General features: G+C 59.1%; 22 protein-coding genes and 1 riboswitch. Of the genes, 11 read left to right on the forward strand and 11 right to left on the reverse strand.

Annotation, left to right across the window (positions count from 1 at the left end):
* Positions 1–133: 133 nt before the first annotated feature.
* Complete coding sequence (gene tkt / locus HKK55_RS23380; protein ID WP_169356778.1) at positions 134–2131, reverse strand: transketolase; 1998 nt, start codon at positions 2129–2131, stop codon at positions 134–136.
* 259 nt (positions 2132–2390) lie between these two features.
* Between tkt and HKK55_RS23385 the strand changes: the two genes are divergently transcribed.
* From HKK55_RS23385 to HKK55_RS23405, 5 genes are all read left to right on the forward strand, one after another.
* Complete coding sequence (locus HKK55_RS23385; RefSeq protein WP_169356779.1) at positions 2391–3386, forward strand: metalloregulator ArsR/SmtB family transcription factor; 996 nt, start codon at positions 2391–2393, stop codon at positions 3384–3386.
* A gap of 19 nt (positions 3387–3405) precedes the next feature.
* The gene (gene metK, locus HKK55_RS23390; protein WP_169356780.1) at positions 3406–4596 is read left to right on the forward strand and encodes a methionine adenosyltransferase; all 1191 of its coding nucleotides are present in this window, start codon (positions 3406–3408) and stop codon (positions 4594–4596) included.
* Positions 4597–4821: 225 nt separating this feature from the next.
* Positions 4822–5172, forward strand: a complete 351-nt coding sequence (locus tag HKK55_RS23395; RefSeq protein WP_169356781.1) for a DUF1090 family protein — start codon at positions 4822–4824, stop codon at positions 5170–5172.
* A 98-nt stretch (positions 5173–5270) separates the two neighbouring features.
* The gene (gene ligB, locus HKK55_RS23400) at positions 5271–6956 is read left to right on the forward strand and encodes an NAD-dependent DNA ligase LigB (RefSeq protein ID WP_169357936.1); all 1686 of its coding nucleotides are present in this window, start codon (positions 5271–5273) and stop codon (positions 6954–6956) included.
* Between the two features lie 81 nt (positions 6957–7037).
* Positions 7038–7433 carry a DUF1090 domain-containing protein gene (locus HKK55_RS23405; RefSeq protein ID WP_169356782.1) on the forward strand — a complete coding sequence of 132 codons (396 nt, stop codon included), beginning with the start codon at positions 7038–7040 and terminating at the stop codon, positions 7431–7433.
* 15 nt (positions 7434–7448) lie between these two features.
* Here the strand turns inward: HKK55_RS23405 and HKK55_RS23410 are convergent, their stop codons facing one another.
* Positions 7449–7898: a cytochrome c gene (locus HKK55_RS23410; protein WP_169356783.1), complete on the reverse strand. Its 450-nt coding sequence runs from the start codon at positions 7896–7898 to the stop codon at positions 7449–7451.
* A gap of 131 nt (positions 7899–8029) precedes the next feature.
* Here HKK55_RS23410 and HKK55_RS23415 point away from each other — a divergent pair, with 131 nt between their 5' ends.
* Positions 8030–9202: a murein transglycosylase A gene (locus tag HKK55_RS23415; protein ID WP_169356784.1), complete on the forward strand. Its 1173-nt coding sequence runs from the start codon at positions 8030–8032 to the stop codon at positions 9200–9202.
* Positions 9203–9317: 115 nt separating this feature from the next.
* On the opposite strand, the gene HKK55_RS23420 is transcribed toward HKK55_RS23415, so the two are convergent.
* The 7 genes from HKK55_RS23420 to HKK55_RS23450 form a co-directional block, all read right to left on the reverse strand.
* Entirely contained in the window at positions 9318–9704 is a 387-nt protein-coding gene (locus tag HKK55_RS23420; RefSeq protein ID WP_169356785.1) for an MAPEG family protein, read from the reverse strand.
* Between the two features lie 31 nt (positions 9705–9735).
* Complete coding sequence (locus HKK55_RS23425) at positions 9736–10569, reverse strand: EamA family transporter (RefSeq protein WP_169356786.1); 834 nt, start codon at positions 10567–10569, stop codon at positions 9736–9738.
* Positions 10570–10629: 60 nt separating this feature from the next.
* Positions 10630–12045, reverse strand: a complete 1416-nt coding sequence (locus HKK55_RS23430) for a glycosyltransferase family 39 protein (RefSeq protein ID WP_237151287.1) — start codon at positions 12043–12045, stop codon at positions 10630–10632.
* Positions 12045–13031, reverse strand: coding sequence for a glycosyltransferase family 2 protein (locus HKK55_RS23435; RefSeq protein WP_272902574.1), 987 nt, complete (start codon positions 13029–13031; stop codon positions 12045–12047). Before HKK55_RS23435 ends, HKK55_RS23430 begins: the two co-directional genes overlap by 1 nt.
* Positions 13012–13467 carry a GtrA family protein gene (locus HKK55_RS23440; protein WP_169356787.1) on the reverse strand — a complete coding sequence of 152 codons (456 nt, stop codon included), beginning with the start codon at positions 13465–13467 and terminating at the stop codon, positions 13012–13014. Before HKK55_RS23440 ends, HKK55_RS23435 begins: the two co-directional genes overlap by 20 nt.
* 374 nt (positions 13468–13841) lie before the next feature.
* A complete protein-coding gene (locus HKK55_RS23445) occupies positions 13842–15884 on the reverse strand; it encodes a patatin-like phospholipase family protein (RefSeq protein ID WP_169356788.1) in 2043 nt (680 codons plus the stop codon).
* Between the two features lie 97 nt (positions 15885–15981).
* Positions 15982–16386: an acyl-CoA thioesterase gene (locus HKK55_RS23450; RefSeq protein ID WP_010167614.1), complete on the reverse strand. Its 405-nt coding sequence runs from the start codon at positions 16384–16386 to the stop codon at positions 15982–15984.
* Between the two features lie 198 nt (positions 16387–16584).
* Positions 16585–16691, forward strand: a riboswitch (S-adenosyl-L-homocysteine riboswitch).
* Between the two features lie 21 nt (positions 16692–16712).
* On the opposite strand from HKK55_RS23450, the gene ahcY reads away from it, so the two are divergent.
* The 4 genes from ahcY (at position 16713) to HKK55_RS23470 (ending at position 22177) form a co-directional block, all read left to right on the forward strand.
* A complete protein-coding gene (gene ahcY / locus HKK55_RS23455; protein ID WP_169356789.1) occupies positions 16713–18122 on the forward strand; it encodes an adenosylhomocysteinase in 1410 nt (469 codons plus the stop codon).
* 175 nt (positions 18123–18297) lie between these two features.
* A complete protein-coding gene (gene metF / locus HKK55_RS23460; RefSeq protein ID WP_169356790.1) occupies positions 18298–19143 on the forward strand; it encodes a methylenetetrahydrofolate reductase [NAD(P)H] in 846 nt (281 codons plus the stop codon).
* 130 nt (positions 19144–19273) lie between these two features.
* On the forward strand, positions 19274–20077 hold the full coding sequence (locus tag HKK55_RS23465; protein ID WP_169356791.1) for an ABC transporter substrate-binding protein: 804 nt from the start codon (positions 19274–19276) through the stop codon (positions 20075–20077).
* A gap of 222 nt (positions 20078–20299) precedes the next feature.
* Positions 20300–22177 (forward strand): DEAD/DEAH box helicase, encoded by a 1878-nt coding sequence (locus tag HKK55_RS23470; RefSeq protein WP_169356792.1) that lies wholly within the window; start codon positions 20300–20302, stop codon positions 22175–22177.
* A gap of 67 nt (positions 22178–22244) precedes the next feature.
* Here HKK55_RS23470 and HKK55_RS23475 read toward each other — a convergent pair whose 3' ends face one another.
* Both HKK55_RS23475 and HKK55_RS23480 read right to left on the reverse strand, forming a co-directional pair.
* Complete coding sequence (locus tag HKK55_RS23475; protein WP_169356793.1) at positions 22245–22841, reverse strand: YceI family protein; 597 nt, start codon at positions 22839–22841, stop codon at positions 22245–22247.
* Positions 22842–22873: 32 nt separating this feature from the next.
* Complete coding sequence (locus HKK55_RS23480) at positions 22874–23425, reverse strand: cytochrome b (protein ID WP_155583761.1); 552 nt, start codon at positions 23423–23425, stop codon at positions 22874–22876.
* A gap of 282 nt (positions 23426–23707) precedes the next feature.
* On the opposite strand from HKK55_RS23480, the gene HKK55_RS23485 reads away from it, so the two are divergent.
* Positions 23708–25114, forward strand: coding sequence for an adenosylmethionine--8-amino-7-oxononanoate transaminase (locus HKK55_RS23485; RefSeq protein ID WP_169356794.1), 1407 nt, complete (start codon positions 23708–23710; stop codon positions 25112–25114).
* The last annotated feature ends 3 nt before the right edge of the window (positions 25115–25117 follow it).

Genomic DNA, 25117 nt, shown 5'->3' on the forward strand with positions numbered 1-25117 from the left:
CGATTACCTTGGGTAATGGGGTGGCAGTACTGGCCTCTTCGCGAGCAAGCCCGCTCCCACATTTAGACCGCGATCTAATGTGGGAGCGGGCTTGCTCGCGAAGAGGCCAGTACCGGCGCCCCAATCTACAGCCTTAGTCTTCCAGCAGCTCTTCAGCCTGACCCAGGATGTTTTCCAGGGTGAAGCCGAACTCTTCGAACAACGCTGGCGCCGGCGCCGACTCACCGTAGGTGGTCATGCCAATCACGCGGCCTTCCAGGCCCACGTACTTGTACCAGTAGTCAGCGTGAGCTGCTTCGATCGCGATACGCGCGCTGACCTGCAACGGCAGAACCGCTTGCTTGTAGTCGGCATCCTGGGCTTCGAAAATGCTGGTGCACGGCATGGAAACCACACGCACGTTGCGACCCTGCGCCGTCAGCTTGTCGTACGCCTGAACCGCCAGGCCCACTTCGGAACCGGTGGAGATCAGGATCAGCTCCGGCTCGCCGATGCAGTCCTTGAGCACGTAGCCACCGCGGCTGATGTTTTGGATCTGAGCGGCGTCGCGGGTTTGATGCTGCAGGTTCTGACGAGAGAAGATCAGCGCCGAAGGACCGTCCTTACGCTCGATGGCGTGCTTCCAGGCCACGGCCGATTCGACCGCGTCCGAGGGACGCCAGGTGTCCAGGTTCGGCGTGGTACGCAGGCTGGTCAGTTGCTCGATTGGCTGGTGAGTCGGGCCGTCTTCGCCCAGACCGATGGAGTCGTGGGTGTAGACGAAGATCACACGCTTCTTCATCAACGACGCCATGCGCACTGCGTTGCGGGCGTATTCCATGAACATCAGGAAAGTCGCGCCGTAAGGCACCAAGCCGCCGTGCAAGGCAACGCCGTTCATGATGGCGCTCATGCCGAATTCGCGAACGCCGTAGTACATGTAGTTGCCGCTGGCGTCTTCAGCCGAGACACCTTTGCAACCTTTCCACAGGGTCAGGTTGGAACCGGCCAGGTCAGCCGAACCGCCAAGGAACTCAGGCAGCAACGGGCCGAAAGCGTTCAGGGTGTTCTGGCTGGCTTTACGGCTGGCGATGGTTTCGCCTTTGGCGGCCACTTCGGCGATGTAAGCCGAGGACTTCTCGGCGAAGTCGGCAGGCAGGTCACCGGCCAGTCGACGTACCAGCTCATTGGCCAACTCAGGGAACTCGGCGGAGTAGGCAGCAAAACGCTGGTCCCACTCGGCTTCGGCAGCCTTGCCGGCTTCCTTGGCGTCCCACTCGGCGTAGATATCAGCCGGGATTTCGAACGGGCCGTGGTTCCACTTCAACGCTTCGCGCGTCAGGGCAATTTCCGCGTCACCCAGTGGGGCGCCGTGGCAATCTTCCTTGCCTTGCTTGTTGGGCGAGCCGAAACCGATGGTGGTCTTGCAGCAGATCAGGGTCGGCTGCTCGCTCTTGCGAGCGGTGTCGATGGCGGTCTTGATCTCTTCCGGATCGTGGCCGTCGACGTTGCGGATCACCTGCCAGTTGTAGGCTTCGAAACGCTTTGGCGTATCGTCGGTGAACCAGCCTTCGACTTCGCCGTCGATGGAGATGCCGTTGTCATCGTAGAAGGCGATCAGCTTGCCCAGGCCCAAGGTACCGGCCAGGGAACTGACTTCGTGGGAAATGCCTTCCATCATGCAGCCATCACCCAGGAACACGTAGGTGTGGTGGTCGACAACGTTGTGGCCAGGGCGGTTGAACTGCGCCGCCAGGACTTTTTCAGCCAGGGCGAAGCCCACGGCGTTGGCCAGGCCTTGGCCCAGGGGACCGGTGGTGGTCTCGACGCCAGCGGTGTAGCCGAACTCCGGGTGGCCCGGCGTGCGGCTGTGCAGTTGGCGGAAATTCTTCAGGTCGTCGATCGACAGGTCGTAGCCGGTCAGGTGCAGCAACGAGTAGATCAACATCGAGCCGTGGCCGTTGGACAGCACGAAGCGGTCACGGTCGGCGAACGATGGGTTGCTCGGGTTGTGTTTCAGGTAGTCACGCCAAAGTACCTCGGCGATATCCGCCATGCCCATCGGGGCACCGGGATGGCCGCTGTTGGCTTTTTGCACGGCATCCATGCTGAGGGCACGAATGGCGTTGGCACGCTCACGACGGCTGGGCATCGCTGATCTCCTGGAGGTTGAATAAAAGAAACGGAAAAAAGGACCGGCATTTTCCCTCAGCCACGACCCGTGGGCAATGACAGATAGTCACTTGAGGGTGTTTTTCCTGCGGATTGGCCTGCAATCACCTGGAGAAACCTTTCATCCCTTCGTCTAAAGGTTATAGCCGTTGCTTATAACTGCCGATTATCGACCAATATCAAAACTTTTTGATATTGGTCTTGCGAGGAACTGCCCCCGTCACTAGACTGCTGGCCTTATGAACTTACGCGCGCCTTCCCTTCGTCCTGACGACTGCGATGAGCTGGCAGCCTTATGCAAGGCTGGCGGCGATCCGTTACGGCTGAACGTCTTGCGTGCGCTGACCAATGACTCATTCGGCGTGCTGGAGCTGGCGCAGATCTTCGCCATCGGCCAGTCCGGCATGAGCCACCATCTGAAAGTGTTGGCCCAGGCCGACCTGGTAGCCACGCGCCGTGAAGGCAATGCAATTTTTTACCGTCGTGCCCTGCCCCACACCGAGCACTTGGGCGGCCAGTTGCACGCCGCCCTGCTTGATGAAGTAGACAACCTGACCCTGCCGGTCGACGTGCAGTCACGGATCAGTCAGGTCCACGGGCAGCGCGCAGCCGCCAGCCAGGACTTCTTCTCCCGGGTGGCGGAGAAGTTTCGCGCCCAGCAGGATTTGATCGCCGGATTGCCGCAATACCGCGAAAGCGTGCTGGCACTTTTGGACAAGCTGAGCTTCAGTGATGGGGCGACAGCACTGGAAGTTGGCCCTGGTGACGGTGGTTTCCTGCCGGAGCTGGCACGCCGCTTTCATCAGGTCACTGCGCTGGACAACAGCCCGGCGATGCTGGAGCTGGCGCGTCAGGTGTGCGAGCGCGAGGCGTTAGGCAATGTCAGCTTGCAACTGGCCGATGCCTTGAATGAGGCAAGCCTGCGGGCCGATTGCGTGGTGCTGAACATGGTTTTGCATCATTTCGCTGCACCGGCCGACGCCCTCAAGCAGATGGCCAGCTTGCTGCAACCAGGCGGAAGCCTGTTAGTCACAGATTTGTGTAGCCACAACCAGAGTTGGGCCAGGGAGGCCTGCGGTGATCTCTGGCTAGGTTTTGAACAGGACGATCTGGCCCGTTGGGCCACCGCTGCGGGACTCGTTCCCGGGGAAAGCCTCTATGTAGGTTTACGTAACGGTTTCCAGATTCAGGTCCGCCATTTTCAGCGACCGACTGGCGACACTCACCATCGGTAAATATCAGGAAAACATCGAGATGAGCGAATACTCCCTTTTCACCTCCGAGTCCGTGTCTGAAGGGCATCCGGACAAAATCGCCGACCAGATTTCTGATGCGGTGCTGGACGCCATCATTACCGAAGACAAGTTCGCCCGCGTGGCGTGCGAGACTCTGGTGAAAACCGGTGTAGCCATCATCGCCGGCGAAGTCACCACCTCGGCCTGGGTCGATCTGGAAGACATCGTTCGCAAGGTGATCCTGGATATCGGCTATAACAGCTCAGCCGTCGGCTTTGACGGCGCGACCTGCGCGGTGATGAACATCATCGGCAAACAGTCGGTGGACATCGCCCAAGGCGTTGACCGCAGCAAGCCTGAAGACCAAGGCGCCGGCGACCAGGGCCTGATGTTCGGCTACGCCAGCAACGAGACCGACGTGCTGATGCCAGCACCGATCACCTTCTCCCACCAGTTGGTCAAGCGTCAGGCCGAAGCCCGCAAGTCCGGACAGTTGCCGTGGCTGCGCCCGGATGCCAAATCCCAGGTCACTTGCCGTTATGAAAACGGCAAAGTAGTGGGCATCGACGCCATCGTGCTGTCGACCCAACACAATCCGGAAGTGTCCTACAACGACCTGCGCGAAGGCGTGATGGAACTGATCGTCAAGCACGTGCTGCCTGCCGAGTTGCTGACCAAAGACACCCAGTTCCACATCAACCCTACCGGCAACTTCATCATCGGTGGCCCGGTGGGCGACTGCGGCCTGACCGGTCGCAAGATCATCGTCGATAGCTACGGCGGCATGGCCCGTCACGGCGGCGGTGCGTTCTCCGGCAAGGACCCATCCAAGGTTGACCGTTCCGCCGCATACGCCGGTCGTTACGTAGCCAAGAACATCGTCGCCGCCGGCCTGGCAGAGCGTTGTGAGATTCAGGTGTCCTACGCCATTGGTGTAGCGCAGCCGACGTCGATCTCGCTGAATACCTTCGGCACCGGCAAGATCAGCGATGACAAGATCATCAAGCTGGTGCGTGAAATCTTCGACCTGCGTCCGTACGCGATCACCACCATGCTCGACCTGCTGCACCCGATGTACCAGGAAACCGCGGCCTACGGCCACTTCGGTCGTACCCCTGAACAGAAGACGGTCGGCGACGACACCTTCACCACGTTCACCTGGGAGAAAACCGACCGCGCCAACGACCTGCGCACTGCTGCCGGCCTGTAATCGCTGTTTATGGTACCCAAAGCCCCGTCGGTTCGCCCGGCGGGGCTTTTTGCTGCCTGGCGATTAGCGGGATGCTATTCACATTTGTTTAACACCAGCCTTGCAGGCCAAATGATGGCCCACTAGAATCCGCGCCCTCTCGAGCCCCACACCTTCTTTTGGATATTGCACTGCGCCTGCTCGGGATGCCTAAGTGCGCAGGCAATCGAACATTGAGGTTTTTTCATGCGCATCTCCACGCTCGCTCCTGCCGCACTTCTGCTCAGCCTGTTCGCCCTGCCGGTGCAAGCCGCCGACCTGAGCGCACTGGGTGGCGCCCTGACCTCGCAACTGGGTGGCGGCAACTCCGGCGACTGCCAGCAACAAGCCAAAGACTTGCAAACCAAGATCGACGCCGCCAATGCCAAGGGCGACACGCTGAAAGTAACGGCGTTTCAGGCCGCTCTGGAGCAAGTAAACAAAGGCTGTAACAAAATCGCCGAGTCCCAGGCCAAACTGGATGCCAAGCAGCAAAAGCAGCAGGCCAAGACCGAGAACAACGATACCGTGAAAGCCCTGGGTGGCCTGTTCAAGTAAACAGAAACACCCAGTAAAAAGCCCCGCGAATGCGGGGCTTTTTACTGGGTGGGCGGATGCCTTAGGCTGGGCGCCCTTTCAGAGCAAGGATGCTCATGATGAAGCCTCGTATGCGCTTACTCGCCTGCCTGCTGTTCACGTTGCTACCCTTTGCTGCCTGGGCCGGAGACTGTCCCGACTGGACAACCGCTCACGCCAGGACAGAGATCGCCACACTCCAACAGCAAATCAGCCTCTGGGATGACAGCTACCATCGCCTCGGCCAGTCGCTGATCAGCGATGAACTCTACGACCAGGCCCGACAGCAGCTTTCCCAATGGCGCCAATGCTTTGCCCTGCCCGCGCCGACTGCAGACAATCCGCTGGCCAGTTCACGGGGTACGCTGACCCACCCGATCCCTCACACCGGGCTGGAAAAACTGCTGAATGAACGTGCAGTCGACACCTGGATGAGCACTCGCCAAGATCTCTGGATTCAACCCAAGGTCGACGGCGTGGCCGTGACCCTGATCTATCGCCAAGGCCGCCTTACCCAAGTCATCAGTCGTGGGGATGGCAGCCTGGGCCAGGACTGGTCGGCATCTGGCCGCAAGATCCCCGGTATCGTCCAGCAACTGCCACAACCTATTGATCTGCAGCTGCAGGGCGAACTCTATTGGCGCCTGACCGATCACGTGCAAGCGGTGCAGGGCAGCATCAACGCCCGCAGTAAAATTGCCGGGTTGATGAACCGCCAGCAACTGAGCGATATCGATGCAGCCGGTATCGGCCTGTTTGTCTGGGCTTGGCCCCAAGGCCCCACAGACCTGAACGAGCAACTCAATACGCTCGCACAATGGGGCTTCACCGACAGCCAGCGCTACAGCCAGTCGATCAAGAACATCACTGAAGCAGAACACTGGCGCACCTACTGGTACAACCATCCACTGCCTTTCGCCAGCGACGGCGTGGTGCTGCACCAAAGCCAGCGTGCACCGGCTAATCGCTGGCAGGTCAGCACGCCTTACTGGGCAGTGGCCTGGAAATACCCGGTGATCAAGGCCTTGGCCCAAGTGCGCAAAGTACACTTCAAAGTTGGCCGAACCGGGCGTATCACACCGATTCTGGAACTGGAACCCGTGCTGCTGGATGACCGCCAGATCAGGCGTGTCAGCGCAGGCTCCCTGAAACGCTGGCAGGAACTGGATATCCGCCCCGGCGACCAAGTCTCCATCAGCCTCGCCGGCCAGGTCATCCCGCGGCTTGACCAGGTGATCCTGCGCAGCCAGCCACGGGCTCACGTCCAGGCACCACTGGCCAAGGACTTCCACCACCTGAGTTGCTGGCACTTGATCCCGGGCTGCGAGGAACAACTGCTCGCCCGACTGACATGGCTGAGTGGTAACCAAGGGCTGGCCCTGCCCCATATCGGCCGAGAAACCTGGAATACCCTGATTCAGGCGGGTCTAATCAGTAGCCTGCTCGATTGGTTAACCCTCGACGAGGCAGAGCTTGCTAACATTGACGGCTTCGGCGAGCGCAGCAGTGCACGCCTGTTCGACAGCTTGCGCAGTGCCCGACAACGGCCGTTCGCACAATGGCTGAGGGCCTTGGGCGTACCGCCCACGGCTCGCAACAACTTGCAAGGCGGCTGGCAAACCCTGGCCGCCAGAGACACCCAAGCCTGGCAAGCCGAAGCGGGAATCGGCCCAGGGCGCGCGGCGCAACTGAGCGCTTTTTTTCGCGACCCGCACGTCCAGGCCATGCGTGAAACACTACAGGCTGCCGGGATAGACGGTTTTTAATCCGTCCTGACAGCATTAACCGGTGCCGGCAGAATTCATCCTGCCCACCTGATTGCGACCTTATTCACTATGGAGCTTTTTATGAAATTTCTTGCACCTTTTGCCTTGCTGACCGTCGCAAGCTTCATGGCCACGCCATTGTTGGCGGCCGAAGAAATCCCGCAACTCACCGGCTGCGCTGCCAAACGCCAGGCCATCAGCACCCAGATCGAACAAGCCAAGGCCCACGGCAACAGCGACCAGCAAGCAGGCCTGGAAAAAGCCCTGAGTGAAGTCACCACTCATTGCACCGACGCCTCCCTGAAGAAGGAGCGGGAAAACAAGGTGCTCGACGCCAAGCACGAAGTCAGCCGGCGTCAGGCTGACCTCGACAAGGCGATGAAAAAAGGTGATTCCGATAAGATCAACAAACGCAAAGACAAGCTTGCCCAGTCACGTAAAGAGCTGCAGGAAGCCCTGGACGAACTGGACAAGTAAGACGGGGCCACGCGGTCAATGATCCCGAAACTGTTTGTGGCAGGCCGTGCAGGCGTCTTCGACTTTCTGCACCGCAGGCCCCAGGTTGCTGGCCTTGTACGGCTGGACCTGGCTGACAATCGCCAGTTCACCGGTAGCAGCCTCAAGGGTTCGGGCCATTTCCTGGAAACGGGCCTGTTTCTGCCAGACATCGTCCTTGGCACTGGTGTGGTCTTCTTCACGTACGCTCGGGAAATGCTTCCACGGCTCGTGGGACAAGGCGTCAAGTTTGACCGCGCCTTCGGCGAACTTTGCACCGTCGAACGGGATGCGCCCACGCAGCATGCCGCCCAGGTCCTCGCCGGTCTTGAGCATCTGCTTGAAAATGGCCTTGCGCTGGCCCAACGGCGAGTTTGGATCAACACCACCGCAGGCGGACAGTGTCAGGCAGGCCAGCAATACAACAGTCAGTTTTTTAAGAGTCATGGTGGCTTCGAGTCACGGGAAGAAACGGCGGCCAGTATCCTCGCCACGCCCGTAAAGACCAATAGCCCTATTAATAATACGGTTTGTTTGAGCCCTACCCGGTTCGGGCGATCGCCTCAGGAATGGTTTGCATGAATCTCCCGTTAAAACCCTGGAGCCGCCGCCTGGCGTGGGCTCTACCAATGATTGCGCTGCTGGCCGGTTGCGACACCGGCAAGCACGAGAAAGACAAACCGCACGCCATCGCCACTTATGTCAGCGCGACCTGGGAAGCCTTGCCAGCCGTCTCGGACAGTGATCTTCAAGCCGGTTTCGAATCCTGGCGCAGCGCCTGCCAACGCCTCAAGAGCGATGCGGTATGGGGCGCAACCTGTGCGGCATCGGCCAATGTGCCCGCAACGGCTGGCGACATTCGTGGCTTCCTAAAGGAACACATGGATGTCTACGGCCTACGCTCGGCAGACAATAGCCCCAATGGCCTGATCACCGGCTACTACGAGCCGGTCTACCCGGGCAGCCTCACCGAAACCACCACCGCCCACGTGCCGGTATTCGGCGTGCCGGATGACCTGATCATCGTCAACCTGGAGAGCATCTACCCGGAACTCAAGGGCAAGCGCCTGCGCGGACGCCTCGAAGGCCGCGTGCTCAAGCCCTATGACGATGCCAGCACCATCAATCAGCAAGGCTCCACCGCCCAGCCCATCGCCTGGCTGACCGACCCGATGGACCTGCAGTTCCTGCAAATCCAGGGTTCGGGCCGCATTCAATTGGCGGATGGTCGTCAATTGCGCATCGGTTATGGCGACCAGAACGGTTTCCCATACCGTCCCATCGGCCGCTGGCTGGTGGAGCAAGGCGAACTGAAGAAAGAAGACGTGACCATGGGCGCCATCAGCGCCTGGGCCAAGGCACACCCTCAGCGGATTCCTGAACTGCTGGCGAGTAACCCCAGTTATGTATTTTTCAGTGCCCGCCCCGACAGCAACGAAGGCCCTCGCGGCTCGCTGAACGTACCGCTGACCGCTGGCTACAGCGTTGCCGTGGACCGCAAGGTGATTCCACTGGGCAGTCTGCTTTGGCTGTCGACCACTCGACCCGATGGTGCACCGATCGCTCGTCCCGTAGCCGCGCAGGATACGGGTGGCGCGATTACTGGCGAAGTACGGGCCGACCTGTTCTGGGGGACCGGCGATGCTGCGGGTGAGCTGGCTGGCAATATGAAACAGCAAGGCCAGATCTGGATGCTGTGGCCTAAAGGTGCAGCGCTGCCGAAAGTACCGGATGCGCCAGTCGGCAGCTGACCACCCTGTAGCCGCTGCCGAGGCACGAGGCTGTGATGCGAGGGCCGCCGCCGGGGCCGTTGCGCACCCCATCACAGCCTCGTGCCTCGGCAGCGGCTACACTGGGATCGGCTACTTATATCGACACAAAAAAGAAGCTCGCAATCAACGCCAGCCCCACAAACCACACCAGTGACCGCAGTACTGCCCAGTCCGCCAGGTAGCAAATGATGTAGAGCAAACGGCTAGTGATAAACAGCACCGCCAGCACATTGATGGTCACCAGCGACGCATTGCCGGCCACATGGGCAATGATCACCGCCGCCGCGAAGGCCGGCGTCACTTCAAAGCTATTGAGCTGCGCACTGTGGGCCCGCTTGGCGAACCCTTCGAGGGTGGCCAGGAATGTCCGGGGATCGTGGTTATCCCGAAGCCCGAACTTGCCACCGCTGAACTTGGCCACACCGATGCACAGGTACGGCAGAAGAATAGCGATCAACACACACCAGAAAGCGACTGTCATAACCCATTCCTTTTTTAGTTTTATCCGACGGTTAGAGTTTCATCACGAACATGCCGATCAGCACCAACCCACAGGCTATGAGACGTGGCCGGCCGAAAGGTTCTTTCAGGTACCGCATGCCGAACAGCACCACTAGGATCACGCTGACTTCCCGCAACGCAGCGGCTTCGGCAATCGAGCCCAACTGCATGGCCCAGAGCACCAGAGCGTAGCTCAACAACACACACAACCCGACACTCAACCCCAGCCGCCACTGCGTGCGCCAGAACAGACTAAACGCCGCTCGCTTGCGCACCACCGCCAGTAACGGAAACGGCCAAGCGCTGATCAGCGTCAGCCACACCAGGTAGTCCAGCGGGTGCGACCAGCGCCGCAAGGCCTGGCCGTCGAGAAAGGTATAGCAACCGATGCACAGGCCTATCAGCGCCACGACCGGCAACATCGACCAGGGCAACCGATCCCCGCCACCGCCCTGCCACAACAGGCATAGCATGCCGAACGGGATCAGCAGGATGCCGAGAATCTGCTGGGTACTCAGCACTTCCCCGGCAAACACCAAGGTCAGCACCAGCACCACCAGCGGCGACAATCCGCGCATCAGCGGATACACCAACCCCAGATCTCCCACCCGATAGGCTTGGATCAGCAGGTAGCGGTACAACAATTCAAACAATGCCGAAGCGACAATCCATGGCCAGATTTCCAGCGGCGGCAACGACACGAACCCAACCGCCAGCAACACAAACAGCAGCGCAACACTGTCCATGCAGGCGATCACTAGTAGCCGCTCGCCACTGAATTTGATCAGGGTGTTCCACGTCGCATGCAACAGCGCCGCAACCAGTACCAGAGCCGTCGCAACCACTGGCCACTCCTTGTGAGAGTAAACGGAATTGATTCGCTATATATCACACGGGACAGGATATCAGAGGGATGGTTTGATCGGCCCGCACCGAAACAGCACGCTCTCGCTGGCGCGCAGGCGCTCCTCACAGTTGAACGCCTGCAAGGGCTCGATTCCGTACTCCAGATCACGCTCTCGGCGGGAAACATAGAACACCGTGTCGCCGGGAAGTCGGGTGAAGTCCTTCAGTTGTCGGGCTTGGCCTGCGGTGTAGAACTCCCCCGAATAGGACCTGCGCCCCCAATAATAAAGGGCTCCCGGCTCATACTTTTGCAGCTGCTGCCAGGCCTGGGCCAGCGCACGTTGATTGTTTGGACGCTCAAAGACACGGCCATCCACCGCAGCCACCCACAGTACAACCGGCAGGAACAGACCGAGCGCAAGGCCCACGGCAGCTCTCGCCTGGCCGACCGCGACAGGACGATTGAGCGCACCGGCCAGCAACAAGCTCCACGCAGGCAGGGCGGGCAAGACATAGGTCCACAGAATGTTGCCGGAGAGGGTAAAGAACGCCGGAGTCACCAAGGCCCACAAGACAACATAGCTGTAGTAGGGCCATGACTGAAGCAACCTGCGGTAGCCGAAGTACAGCGCGGGTAACAACAGCGTCCAGGGAAACAATGCCATCAGCAGATCCAGCCAGATCGCACCGGCCGGCCGGGCATGAGCGCTGCCGTACAAGTCACCGGCCCAGTCGCTGACCACATAGCGCTTCCAGTGCTCGCCAATCAGGAAGTAGTCCAGAAAGCCTGGCGTGCGCAGTTCAGCGATCACATACCAGGGCACGGCAATCAACAGCATCAGAAAAATGCCTGCGACCCAAGGCAGTCGCAGCAAGGCCCGCCACTGTTTGTGGTAGAGCACCCAGATCAGCGCCGCCCCACCCACCAACACGCACACCAGCGGCCCTTTGGACAAAAGGCCAAGTCCCAGGCCGGCAAACCCGGCCAGCGCCCAACGTCGGTCGTAGCGTGCCGCACCGCGCCAAAAACCGTAGCTGGCCAGCACGACTGAAAAACTCAGCGCCGGGTCGGTCAACACCACGCCTGCCGACAGCAGGCCAAGGGTGGAGCTGGAGAAAATAATCGCCGCCAGCAATCCGGTGCGTTCATCGGCCTCTTCGCGGGCAAAACGGATGATGATCAGGCAACTGGCAGCATGAAACAGCCACGCCGGAAAACGAATGGCGAACTCGTTGATACCCAGCAGTTTCATGCTCAGCGCCTGGGTCCAGAAGGACAACGGCGGCTTGCCCCAGAAAGGTACGCCAACGTCAAACAGCGGCGTTACCCAATCGCCCAGGACCAGCATCTTGCGCGCCATTTCGCCGTAGCGGGCCTCCGACGTATCCATTAACGGGTAAAGGCCCATGCTGGCCAGACGAATGCCGAGAATGGCGAGCAACACGATCCAGAGTGTGCGGCGAGTCATGATCATCAGGTGGTTTCTTGTTCGCGGGTGGGAGTTGTGCCGGGCTTCCCGGACTGTCGGGGCGTTTCGCCAAACTGGCTGTTGAGCAAATAGATGGGCCGTTGCCTGACCTCGCTCAACGTCGCGCCCAGGTATTCACCAATCATCGCCGTGCCCAAGGCGATAAACGCCGCGACTCCCAGGATAAAGTGGTGGGTACTGAGGGTTTCGACGCTGAACTGCTGGATGATGAAGGCCAAGGTGCTGATGAAAATCAACAAGCTGAGCAGGCTGAACCAGCGCAGGGGCTTGCGCGACAAGGCCAGCACCCCCTCAATGCCAAGATCAACCAGCGCCAAGGGACCCCATTTGGTCTGGCCGGCGTTTCGAGGTTCGCGGTCGTAGGGCACCTCGACGGTGTTGAACCCCAGCCAACTGATCAGGCCCTTCATAAACCGTGTCCGTTCTGGCATGGCGCGCAAGGCGGCCAAAGGCGCCGGACCGATCAAACGGAAATCGCTGACGTCTGGCGGGACATCGAACTTGTCGGCGAGAAAACTCATAAGCTTGTAATACAGATGGGCGCTGATGCGCTTACCGGACGTGTCCGACACTCGACTACGTCGCTGCATATTGACGATGTCACGGCCACCCAGCCAATGGTGAACCATTAACGGAATAAGTTCAGGTGGATCTTGCAAGTCAGCATCAATAAATAAAACCGCATCACCCCGTGCATAATCTATCCCGGCAACCATGGCGGCTTCTTTGCCAAAGTTACGACTTAAGTTCAGGCAACGAACACCGGGCACCAGACAAAAGCGACTCAGCAAGACCTGGCTTTCATCACGACTACCATCATTCACATACAGTAATTCATAACGAATACTTAATGTATTCAGCACGGCCATCAATCGCCGGTGAAAGACAGGCAACACCTTGGCCTCGTTATAACAACAGACAATCACGCTGAGCAGCGGGCGGGGGGCCCGCTCAGGTCTTGATAGATTCATGACGGAAGGTCCAATGCTGGTTGATTCGGAAGGTGATCAGCGTCAGGGCCACAGTGGTGATCATTTGCATCAGCCAGGGGGGCAGCGGCAAAAAGCCCAGCAGCAGCACCATCAGGGACAGATTGCCGAGGTTGTAAACCATGGCGATAATGCCGAAACGCAGCCATTGATGAGCGTCGGAGCGGCCCTTGCTTCTCACAAACGTCCACCGTTTGTTGCCTTGATAGCTCACCAGCGTTCCCACTAAAGCACCGATCAAAGTGGACATTAATATCGGTAGCACAAAGGATAATAACAAGAGTGTTATATAGTGAGCACCCGTAGCCAATAACCCGACCATTAAATAATAAGGCAGGCGCGACGAACGATCATCGGGAGGTAATTGCGTCATAATTGTTAGCACACTAGTTATCGGGCGAATACGACTGATCGGCATTGGCAGCGATTCTATCGAGCTAATAATTAAAGTGTGTGAAAAATTCGCCTAATAACCCGGGCATTACCAAAGTGTAATAACGCTGCCAGCTACTTGTTAATGACACCCATGAGTGGGGGCCATTAACCGACAAACAACTACCTGTTACAGAGCTTGCACAATGATCTGGTTTTTCAAGTCATTGCCCATGGCCTCGATCACCGGCTTCATCGCCTTGAACGTTTCAGGGCTGCAGATGGGCAAACTTCACGACGCGCTAAATCACCACCGTGTTGCCTTCCTAGGCATAACTGGCCCTGTAGTCAAAGTCGGTACCTTCCAGGGAGACTGCCTTGGGCACCCGCGACTTTGCCACCCATCTATGACGAATCGACTCAATGGTCCTTATTGACCGGCTGCGAATGTCTAGGGGCCGTGGACTTATCCGGTAGGCGCCAGGCCTTGGCCATTTCGATTGTCGTGGAGTTCAATGCCGTCACCCAGGGTTTATTACGTGCCGCGTAGTTTTCGATAATATTATCAAGCACTTGGTTGAACTCCGCAGGCGTAGTTGCCTTTGTCATGTCCTGCTCCGCTCGCCGCAACAAAGCGACGTTGACGTCTGGCTGCCCCACACGAAACAGCGACGGATAGATCACCTCGCGCGTGAAATTTTCGGCTATCACCGCAACGTCGTGCCTTTTCATTTCAGCAATGCCGCTGAGCAAGACTTTTGTCGGTTGTTGATGCGGTGTTTGCAACAACTGCTGAAAAGCAGGCTTGCCCGCATCATTGAGCCGAGCCCCCAGCCACTCGACATATTCGGGACGACTGGCCACTGCATCGAGGTTACGCAACGCGCTGGACAACTGAGGAGTCATTTCCAACCTGTCACCCGTATTGGCCGAGATGATGGCTTTATCGAGCGCCTCCAGCCCTTGCCGCGCCTCCATTCGGAAACGCAGCACATTAGCTGCGCTACCCTCCTTCACCAGCTCCCCTCTCACACTGGCCAGCATTTGCTCATCCATTGCTAGCACCGCACTGTCTATGGAGTCGAACTGATGGTGCTCACGCACCTCGGCGCGACGCTCCAGGTGGTTATCTACCTTTACGCGGGAAAGCTCCTGCAGATTGTCTTTAACCTCGTTCGGCATAGTGAAGTTAATCGTACCGGTGAGCATACCGCTGAAGTCTCCCGTCTTCGTCTTCAACGGAACGATCACAGTCTGATCCTTGAGTGCCTTGAGCTTCGACGACATCAACTCATTATTGGCAGTATTCGAGACACCCAGAAACTTATCCGCCAAGGCTCCACCAATACCACCGCGCACCGCTGCTGGCTGGTCCTCATCAAACTTCAAGATCAGTTGCTCGGTCGAGCTCAGCGCACAGGCGGGAAACCTGCGCTGATAAAAATCAGCCACCGGCGTATTGAGCATCAACCCACCGTCCTGGAACGATGTGCACTCACCGTGCTCCTGAAAACCATGCCCTTGCTCCTTCGGTGCCTTGAACACAACAGGCAGCGAACCTGAAATATGTGCGGCGCGGGCGATGTCCATGTCCGGGGTCAGACTGGCATTGAAAACCACTAACTGCGGCCTGCCATCGAACATCGCGGTACCGGTGATGTTGAGCTGCTTGATTACCGGGATGTGCCGACTCAACACATTCAGATCGGCAAACGTCGTCGCGCCCCCGGCACTGAGTTTGTCAGCAATAGCCATCACCTCGGCCGGCAGGGCATCTCTGGGCGTATCGGCAATGTGGGCCAGAATCGCCTTGCGCGACTCGTCACGCACCAACTGCTCAAGAGGCTCTGCTTTGGATTGGAGTCGCGGCAGCAGGGTGAACAGCAGTTGCGACAAGCTGCCCACCTGGCCAGGCAAGTGCCCGGCGACCTTACCCAGCGTCGAACTGGCATTCTGCAGCCACCCAAGCACGGCATTTCTGCTGTTCAAGAGATCAGGCAGATCAAGGTTATCCAAAAGGTAGTCGAATGCTTTGGCACTCATACCGCTGGCAAGCACTGCGGCAGAGATACCACCAGCGGAGGAGCCGGAAATGACCCGAACATCCTTCAACGCGTTTTTATCTTCAAGCGCCTGGAGCACGCCCGAATACGCAACACCTTTGGCCCCGCCGCCACTGAGAACCAGTTGGGTAATCGGTGGCGGTGATAACGCTACGTCCACAGCCCCGTTGCTATAGCGGCTAAGGGTCAGCTTGCGTTCGCCTGCACGCTCCACCAGAGGTATCGCCGCACCTTGCGGTAGGGCCGCGGAGCGCCCGATACCTTGGCAAACCGGCGCCAAGCCAACGCCCAGTGCCGTTGCCAGGCCGCTGCCGATGATGTCATTGGCATCACCTTGTGCCCCTTGTGCCCCTTGGGGCAACGAAGGTGGAATGAGTGGTGCAGGGTTAAGCAGTTTCATCCGTGGACTCTCTCTACAGGCTGTAGTCCTGAGTGACGAGAGAGCGTGGAAAAGATCCAGCCGGAATGATTTGGTTAACAATCACACCGGCACTGGCTTATTCGCTGATGCCGTCTTCCTGGAACTGATCCTTCACGTACTTGATCTCGGTCCGGCCATGCGGTGCCGGCAGGCCGTCTTCACCGAGGTTGACGAAAACCATTTTTTCCACGGTCAGGATGCTTTTGCGCGTGATTTTGTTGCGCACTTCGCAGGTCAGGGTAATAGAGGTGCGACCGAACTCGGTGGCGGTGATGCCCAGTTCGATGATGTCGCCCTGGCGTGAAGCACTGACGAAGTTGATTTCAGAGATGTACTTGGTCACCACCCGCTGGTTGCCCAGTTGAACGATGGCGTAAATCGCGGCTTCTTCGTCGATCCAGCGCAGCAGGCTGCCACCGAACAGGGTGCCGTTGGGGTTGAGGTCTTCGGGTTTTACCCATTTGCGGGTGTGGAAGTTCATGGTCACTCCAAAGCGTCTTGCCGAATGATGGGCAACATCATGGCAGAGGCCGGCCCCAAGCTCTATGAGCCATTGCCTATCGACCCCATGAGCGATCTTCATGCCGCCGACAGAAAGGCTTGGGAAGTCTGGCACACACAGCTATAATCCCCACCGCTTCAAGACGGTCATCTTCAGTTGATACCGTTCTCCCGCCACCTGTCCGAGGGGCGCTGCAGCAGGTTCGACCTGTCAGGCTCGGATGGGGCGTTGTTGGGCCTGGTTGTCCTGGCCTGATACTAAACGCACAACGGCGCCCATTCGCACACTACGAATGGAGGCTCTTCATGAGCGCTGTAATCACGCCTGCAGATTTTAACGACTACAAAGTCGCCGACATGTCCCTCGCTGCCTGGGGCCGTCGCGAAACCTTCATCGCCGAATCCGAAATGCCAGCCCTGATGGGTCTGCGCCGTAAGTACGCCGGCGAGCAACCGCTCAAAGGCGCCAAGATTCTCGGCTGCATCCACATGACCATCCAGACTGCCGTGCTGATCGAAACCCTGGTTGCCCTGGGTGCCGAAGTGCGTTGGTCGTCCTGCAACATTTTCTCGACTCAAGACCAGGCCGCTGCCGCTATCGCCGCCGCTGGTATCCCGGTATTCGCCTGGAAAGGCGAGACCGAAGAAGAGTACGAGTGGTGCCTGGAGCAAACCATCCTGAAAGATGGCGCGCCATGGGATGCCAACATGATCCTCGACGACGGCGGCGACCTGACCGAGCTGCTGCACAAGAAGTACCCGCAGATTCTGGACCGCGTCCACGGCGTGACCGAAGAAACCACCACTGGCGTCCACCGTCTGCTGGACATGCTGGCCAAGGGCGAGCTGAAAATCCCGGCCATCAACGTCAATGATTCGGTGACCAAGAGCAAGAACGACAACAAGTACGGCTGCCGTCATAGCCTGAACGATGCGATCAAGCGCGGTACCGACCACCTGCTGTCCGGCAAGCAAGCGCTGGTCATCGGCTACGGTGACGTGGGCAAAGGTTCGTCCCAGTCCCTGCGTCAGGAAGGCATGATCGTCAAGGTGTCCGAAGTCGACCCGATCTGCGCCATGCAAGCCTGCATGGACGGTTTCGAAGTGGTTTCGCCGTTCATCAACGGCCAGAACGACGGCACAGCTGCCAGCATCGACAAGGCCCTGCTGGGCAAGATCGACCTGATCGTGACCACCACCGGTAACGTCAACGTCTGCGACGCCAACATGCTCAAGGCTCTGAAAAAGCGCGCCGTGGTATGCAACATCGGTCACTTCGACAACGAAATCGACACCGCTTTCATGCGCAAGAACTGGGCATGGGAAGAAGTGAAGCCACAGGTGCACAAGGTTCACCGCACCGGTGCTGGTGATTTCGACCCACAGAACGACGACTACCTGATCCTGCTGGCCGAAGGCCGCCTGGTGAATCTGGGCAATGCCACGGGTCACCCGAGCCGCATCATGGACGGTTCGTTCGCCAACCAGGTACTGGCGCAGATCTTCCTGTTCGGCCAGAAGTACGCCGACCTGTCGCCTGCCCAGAAAGCCGAGCGCCTGACCGTGGAAGTACTGCCGAAGAAACTCGACGAAGAAGTGGCCCTGGAAATGGTCCGCGGCTTCGGCGGCGTCGTGACTCAACTGACCAAGACTCAGGCCGACTACATCGGTGTGACTGTCGAAGGTCCGTTCAAGCCGCACGCTTACCGCTACTGATCGACCTTGCAGGCGCCGGCTTCATGTGGGAGCTGGCTTGCCTGCGATAGCATCACCTCGGTATACCTGACACACCGAGGTGGCTGCATCGCGGGCAAGCCCGGCTCCACACAAGCCCGGTGCTCACAACGATTGTGTATGCCTTTCAGGCTTTCGAGTTTCCCAGGGTATGACCATGTCCCAAGACCGTCGCTACAGCTTCGAGTTCTTCCCGACCAAGACCGATGCTGGGCATGAAAAACTGCTCGCCACTGCCCGTCAGTTGGCCAGCTACAACCCCGATTTCTTCTCCTGCACCTACGGTGCCGGTGGTTCGACCCGTGACCGCACGATCAACACCGTGCTGCAGCTGGAAAGCGAAGTCAAAGTCCCGGCCGCTCCGCATTTGTCCTGCGTGGGCGACAGCAAGGCTGACCTGCGCAGCCTGCTGACCCAGTACAAAAGTGCTGGCATCCAGCGCATCGTCGCCCTGCGCGGCGACCTGCCATCCGGCATGGGCATGGCCAGCGGTGAGCTGCGCTACGCCAACGATCTGGTGAACTTCATTCGTGAAGAGACCGGCGATCACTTCCATATCGAAGTGGCCGCTTACCCGGAGATGCACCCCCAGGCGCGCAACTTCGAGGACGATCTGCAGAACTTCGTGCGCAAGGCCAACGCCGGTGCCAACAGTGCGATCACCCAGTACTTCTTCAACGCCGACAGCTACTTCTACTTCGTCGAGCGTGTACGGGCCATGGGTGTGAACATTCCGATCGTGCCGGGCATCATGCCTATCACCAACTACAGCAAGCTGGCACGATTCTCTGACGCCTGCGGCGCGGAAATTCCACGCTGGGTTCGCAAACAACTGGAAGCCTACGGCGACGACGTCAAGAGCATCCAGGCGTTCGGCGAACAGGTCATCACCGAAATGTGCGAACGCCTGCTGCAAGGTGGCGCTCCAGGGTTGCACTTCTACACCCTGAACCAGGCCGAACCGAGCCTGGCGGTGTGGAATAACCTCAAGCTGCCCCGCTGATACTTGCCTCCCTGCTCCACCAGCCCTGATTCACCCAAGGGCTGGCGGCGCAATAAAAGTTCAGTATTGATGCCCGAAGATCCCCGTTCCAGAGCTTCTCTTTAGCCTGAGACAGTCGTAACCTCAGGGTATGCCCGTCATTCTCCGGTTGTTGACAGCTGTTCTTTTCGCTTGCCTGAGCCTGACCGCCCAAGGCGAGAAACTGCGCATTGTCACCGAGCCCTGGGCACCTTACGTATATGAAGAACACGGCATCATGCGCGGGCTGGATTACGAAACCACCGTGATCGTCTTCCAGCGCCTGGGAATCGATGTGCAATGGCAGTTCCTGCCCTGGAAGCGTTGCCTGGCCATGCTCGAGCAAGGCCAGGCCGACGGAGCGCTGGATATTTTCCATAGCCATGCGCGAGATGCCATGCTGCTCTACCCCAGCGAACCGCTGTCCCAAGTCGAATTCGTGCTGTTCTATGCCAATGAACGCCCTCACACCTTCCAGACGCTTGATGACCTGCATGGCCTGACCATCGGCACCTCGCCAGGTTATCTCTATAGCCCGGAGTTCAGCGACTCCACCCTGTTCAACCACGAGCCGGCCCCCAGCCATGAGGCCAACTTCGGCAAATTGCTGCGCGGGCGCATCGATTTGCTGATTACTGATCGACGGGTTGGTCAGCATCTGGTCAAGCAGCTTGGGCTGGAACACAAGGTCAGCCAGGCCCCGACGGTGATCAGCCGCCAGCAGCAATTCCTCGCCGTGCGCCGTGGTGCGGGCATGGACCTTCTGGTGCAGCGCTTTGGCGCCGAACTCAAACGTTTCAAGCAAGAGCCCGCCTACGCGGCCTTGAGCGCTAAATATGCCGCTGTAAACGGTGAAACGACCTCATTGCCCGGGCTTGCGCAAACCGTTGAGCAGCAGGAAAGCAGCGCGCAGTGATTGCTCTGTTATACTCCGGCCTTTCCGCCAGGCTTACGCCCGGACGCTTGGGTCTGCAAAAGACACCCGAACCCGCTACTGCGCAGCTTTTCAGCCCCGCGCGAGCCATCGAGGTGCCTGCCAGCCCCAGCAGGACCGGACGGGATTGCGTTCATCTAAACGCCATTCGCGCCAGGCAAGACTATCCCTCTGGGCCAAGCCCTAACTAAAACAGGATTACTCATGTCCTTTGCTTCCCTCGGTCTCTCCGAGGCTTTAGTCCGCGCCATCGAGGCAGCGGGCTATACCGAGCCTACTCCGGTGCAACAGCGGGCTATCCCCGCCGTGTTGCAAGGTCGCGACCTGATGGTTGCGGCACAGACAGGTACTGGTAAAACCGGCGGCTTCGCCCTTCCGATCCTGGAGCGGTTATTCCCCAACGGTCACCCGGACAAATCCCAGCGTCACGGCCCGCGCCAACCGCGCGTACTGGTCCTGACCCCTACCCGCGAACTCGCCGCCCAGGTACATGACAGCTTCAAGCTGTATGCCCGCGACTTGAAGTTCGTCAGCGCCTGCATCTTCGGCGGCGTCGGCATGAACCCACAGGTTCAGGCCATGTCCCGTGGTGTCGACGTACTGGTGGCCTGCCCTGGCCGCTTGCTCGACCTGTGCGGCCAAGGCAGCGTCGACCTGTCCCACGTGGAAATCCTCGTGCTGGACGAAGCCGACCGCATGCTCGACATGGGCTTTGTCCATGACGTGAAGAAAGTGCTCGCCCGACTGCCGGCCAAGCGCCAGAACCTGCTGTTCTCGGCAACGTTCTCCAACGACATCACCGCTTTGGCGGGCAAGTTGTTGCACAACCCCGAGCGCATTGAAGTCACGCCACCGAACACCACGGTCGAGCGCATCGAGCAGCGCGTATTCCGCCTGCCGGCGAGCCACAAGCGTTCGCTGTTGGCCCACCTGATTACCGCCGGCGCCTGGGAACAGGTCCTGGTTTTCACCCGCACCAAGCATGGCGCCAACCGCCTGGCCGAGTACCTGGACAAGCACGGCCTCACCGCCGTCGCCATCCACGGCAACAAGAGCCAGAACGCGCGGACCAAAGCCCTCGCCGACTTCAAGGCCGGTAGCGTACGCATCCTGGTTGCCACCGATATCGCCGCTCGCGGCCTGGATATCGACCAACTGCCGCACGTGGTCAACTTCGAGCTGCCAAACGTCGACGAAGACTACGTGCACCGTATCGGCCGTACTGGCCGTGCCGGTCGTTCGGGCGAGGCCATTTCCCTGGTCGCTCCGGACGAAGAGAAGCTGCTGAAAAGCATCGAACGCATGACCAAGCAGAAAATCTCCGACGGCGACCTGATGGGCTTCGATTCCAGCGCCGTGGAAGCCGAGAAGCCGGAAGTGCGCGAGCGTCCGGACGTGCGTAACCCGCGCAACAATCCACGCGGTCCGAAGGGCGATGGCCCGAACGGCGGCGGTGGTGGTGGCGGTCGCAAAGACAAAGGCAAGGACAAAGGTGGCAAGGACAAACCTGCCGCTGCCCGTGGCGAACGCCCGGCCCGTGAGCAAAAGCCACGTGAAGGCACCCCGGCCCGCGAACAGCGCCAGCCGAGCCAACCTCCACGCGCTGCCGCTGACCGTGCACCGGACGAGTTCCTCGACGACGATGTGGATAACTTCGGTAACCGCGTTGACTACGTGCCCCAGGCCAAACCGGCCCAAGGCCGCGGCCGTCGTCCAGGTGCTCCGGCAACGGGCGCAGGCGCAGGTGCTCCACGCACCAGCCAGCCACAAGGTCGCCAGAACGGTCCGCGCAGCAGCAACGGCGCCACCACCGGCACTCCGCCGGCCAAGCGCAGCGGCCCACGCAACGGCGCACCTCGTGACGGTCAAGCCCGTCGCGAAGAGTCGCGCAACCGTCGCCCAGCCCGTGATGATCAACCACGCTTGTCAGAGCCCGCCGTGCAAAACCCGCGCGGTGGCCCTGCGCCGAAGATCATTCACAAAGAGTCGAAAAGCGACCGCACCCTGACACCTGAGCAGTTGGATCAACTGCCAGGCCGTCCGCGCGGTGAAAAACCAGCGCTGCTGACCCGCAACCGCTAAGTTTCAACGCTGCATAAAAATGCCCCGGATCGTGAGATCCGGGGCATTTTTGTGTGGCGGGCGAAAATTACTTCGCTTTCACACCTTCAAACGTCACGTACAGCTCAACAGTGTTGGACGCTGGGCCCAGGTCCATCTGCTTGCCGAAGTCCTGGCGATTGAAGGTGGTAGTACCTTCGAAGCCGGCACGGTAGCCACCCCATGGATCCTTGCCTTCACCCAGGAACGTGGCCTTGACTACGATTGGCTTGGTTACACCGTGAAAGGTCAGGTCGCCGGTCACGTCAGCAGTGACTTGGCCAGCCGCATTTTTGCCGGTGGTCTTGACGCTGGTGGAGACGAACTTGGCATCGGCAAACTTGCCAACGTCCAGGAAGTCTTTGCTGGAGATGTGCTTGTCACGTTCAGCGTGGTTGGTGAACACGCTGGCGGTGCGCACATTGAACTCGATTTTGCTGTCTTCAGGCTTGGCAGCATCAAAGCTGAACTTGCCGTCCAGGTCCTTGAAGGTACCGGTGATGAAGCTGTAGCCCAAGTGGCTGATCTTGAAATCAACGAAGGCGTGCTGGCCTTCCTTGTCGATCACATAATCAGCTGCCATCGCCTGACCGGCAGTCAGCAGAGCAGAACCGATGGCCAGAGCGGCGAGAGTCTTTTTCAACATGCTTTCTATTCCTTGTGAGTCGAGGTTGAACATCAGGCTTTGCGCCCCAGCATACGAACCAGGGTCGCATCACGATCAATAAAGTGGTGTTTCAACGCAGCCACGCCATGGAGACCGGCAAACACCACCAGCACCCAGGCCAGGTACAAATGCACCACGCCGGCTACGTCTGCCTGGTCCGGTAGACCGGAAACCAGCGCAGGAATTTCAAACAGGCCAAACACCGGGATCCCGACACCGTCTGCGGTGGAAATCAGATAACCGGCAATCATCACGGCGAACAGCCCGAGATAAAGGAATGCGTGGCCAAATGCAGCACCTATACGCGTCATGCGGCTGTAGCTGGCAAGCGGTGGTGGTGGCGGGCTGATCAAACGCCAGACGATCCGCACCAGCATGATGGCGAACAGCGTGATGCCAATGCTTTTGTGCAAGTCGGGAGCGTCTTTACGCCAAGCGCTGTAGTAGTCCAGACCGACCATCCACAAGCCCAAGGCGAACAAGCCGAACACCACCAGGGCGATGCCCCAATGCAAAACAATGCTGACCCAACCGTAGCGGGCCGATGAATTACGTAGTTGCATGTACCCAATCCCGTAAGAGCTGCGCCCAAGACTAGCGGTTTAACTATCGAATTAAAGCCGAAAATTTCGCTTTGAAATATCGAGAAATACGATCAAGAGCGTATGCACAGTAAGTTAACAAGAGATTAAGGACTATCCCCAAGAAACGTGACAGACCGTCCTGCATTTACAACGACTCGTCCTACAAAACATGCAATTGGGTTGTGACACAGCCCAGCATTGCATAGGCTTGCGCGATTGTTTCGCCCGCACAGGTTGCGAGCCGCTTCGAGGAGAATGACCATGGGTTTGAATAATCAGTGGATGCAGCGTGACCTTGCGGTGCTGTGGCATCCCTGCACCCAGATGAAAGACCACCAGCAACTGCCACTGATTCCCATCAAGCGCGGTGAAGGCGTGTGGCTGGAAGACTTCGAAGGCAAACGCTACCTCGATGCCGTCAGCTCCTGGTGGGTCAACGTGTTTGGCCACGCCAACCCGCGCATCAACCAGCGCATCAAGGACCAGGTAGACCAACTGGAACACGTGATCCTCGCCGGGTTCAGCCACCAGCCGGTGATCGAACTGTCCGAGCGCCTGGTGAAGATGACGCCTGAAGGCCTGACCCGCTGTTTCTACGCCGACAACGGTTCATCGTGCATCGAAGTCGCGCTGAAGATGAGCTTTCACTATTGGCTCAACCGTGGTCTGTCGAACAAGAAGCGCTTTGTCACCCTGACCAACAGCTACCACGGCGAAACCATCGCCGCGATGTCGGTAGGTGATGTCCCGCTGTTCACTGAAACCTACAAGGCCCTGTTGCTCGACACCATCAAGGTGCCGAGCCCCGACTGCTACCTGCGCCCCGAAGGCATGAGCTGGGAAGAGCATTCGCGCAACATGTTCCTGGCCATGGAGCAGACCCTGGCCGAAAACCATGACACCGTCGCCGCCGTGATCGTCGAGCCACTGATCCAGGGCGCCGGCGGCATGCGCATGTATCACCCGGTGTACCTCAAGCTGCTGCGCGAAGCCTGCGATCGGTATGGCGTGCACTTGATCCACGACGAAATCGCCGTGGGCTTCGGCCGCACCGGGACCATGTTCGCCTGTGAACAAGCCGGTATTCGCCCCGACTTCCTCTGCCTGTCCAAGGCGCTGACCGGCGGCTATTTGCCCCTGGCGGCCGTGGTTACTACCGAAGATGTCTACAGCGCCTTCTACGACGACTATCCGACCCTACGCGCGTTCCTGCACTCCCACAGCTACACCGGCAACCCGCTGGCGTGTGCGGCGGCCCTCGCGACTCTGGATATCTTCGAAGAAGACAACGTCATCGAAAACAACAAGGCCCTGGCTCAGCGCATGGCTACAGCTACTGCACACCTGGTGGATCATCCCCACGTGTCGGAAGTACGCCAGACCGGCATGGTGCTGGCCATCGAGATGGTCCAGGACAAGGCCACCAAGGCCGCCTACCCGTGGCAAGAACGCCGTGGCCTCAAGGTATTCGAGCACGCTCTGGAACGCGGCGCGCTGCTGCGACCGCTGGGCAGCGTGGTGTACTTCCTGCCGCCTTACGTGATCACGCCGGAACAGATCGACTTTCTGGCCGAAGTGGCCAGTGAAGGGATTGATATCGCGACCAACAGTAAAGTCAGCGTGGCGGTGCCCAAGGACTTCCATCCAGGGTTTCGTGACCCGGGCTGATTA

This window comes from Pseudomonas sp. ADAK18 (assembly GCF_012935695.1).
Lineage (GTDB): Bacteria > Pseudomonadota > Gammaproteobacteria > Pseudomonadales > Pseudomonadaceae > Aquipseudomonas.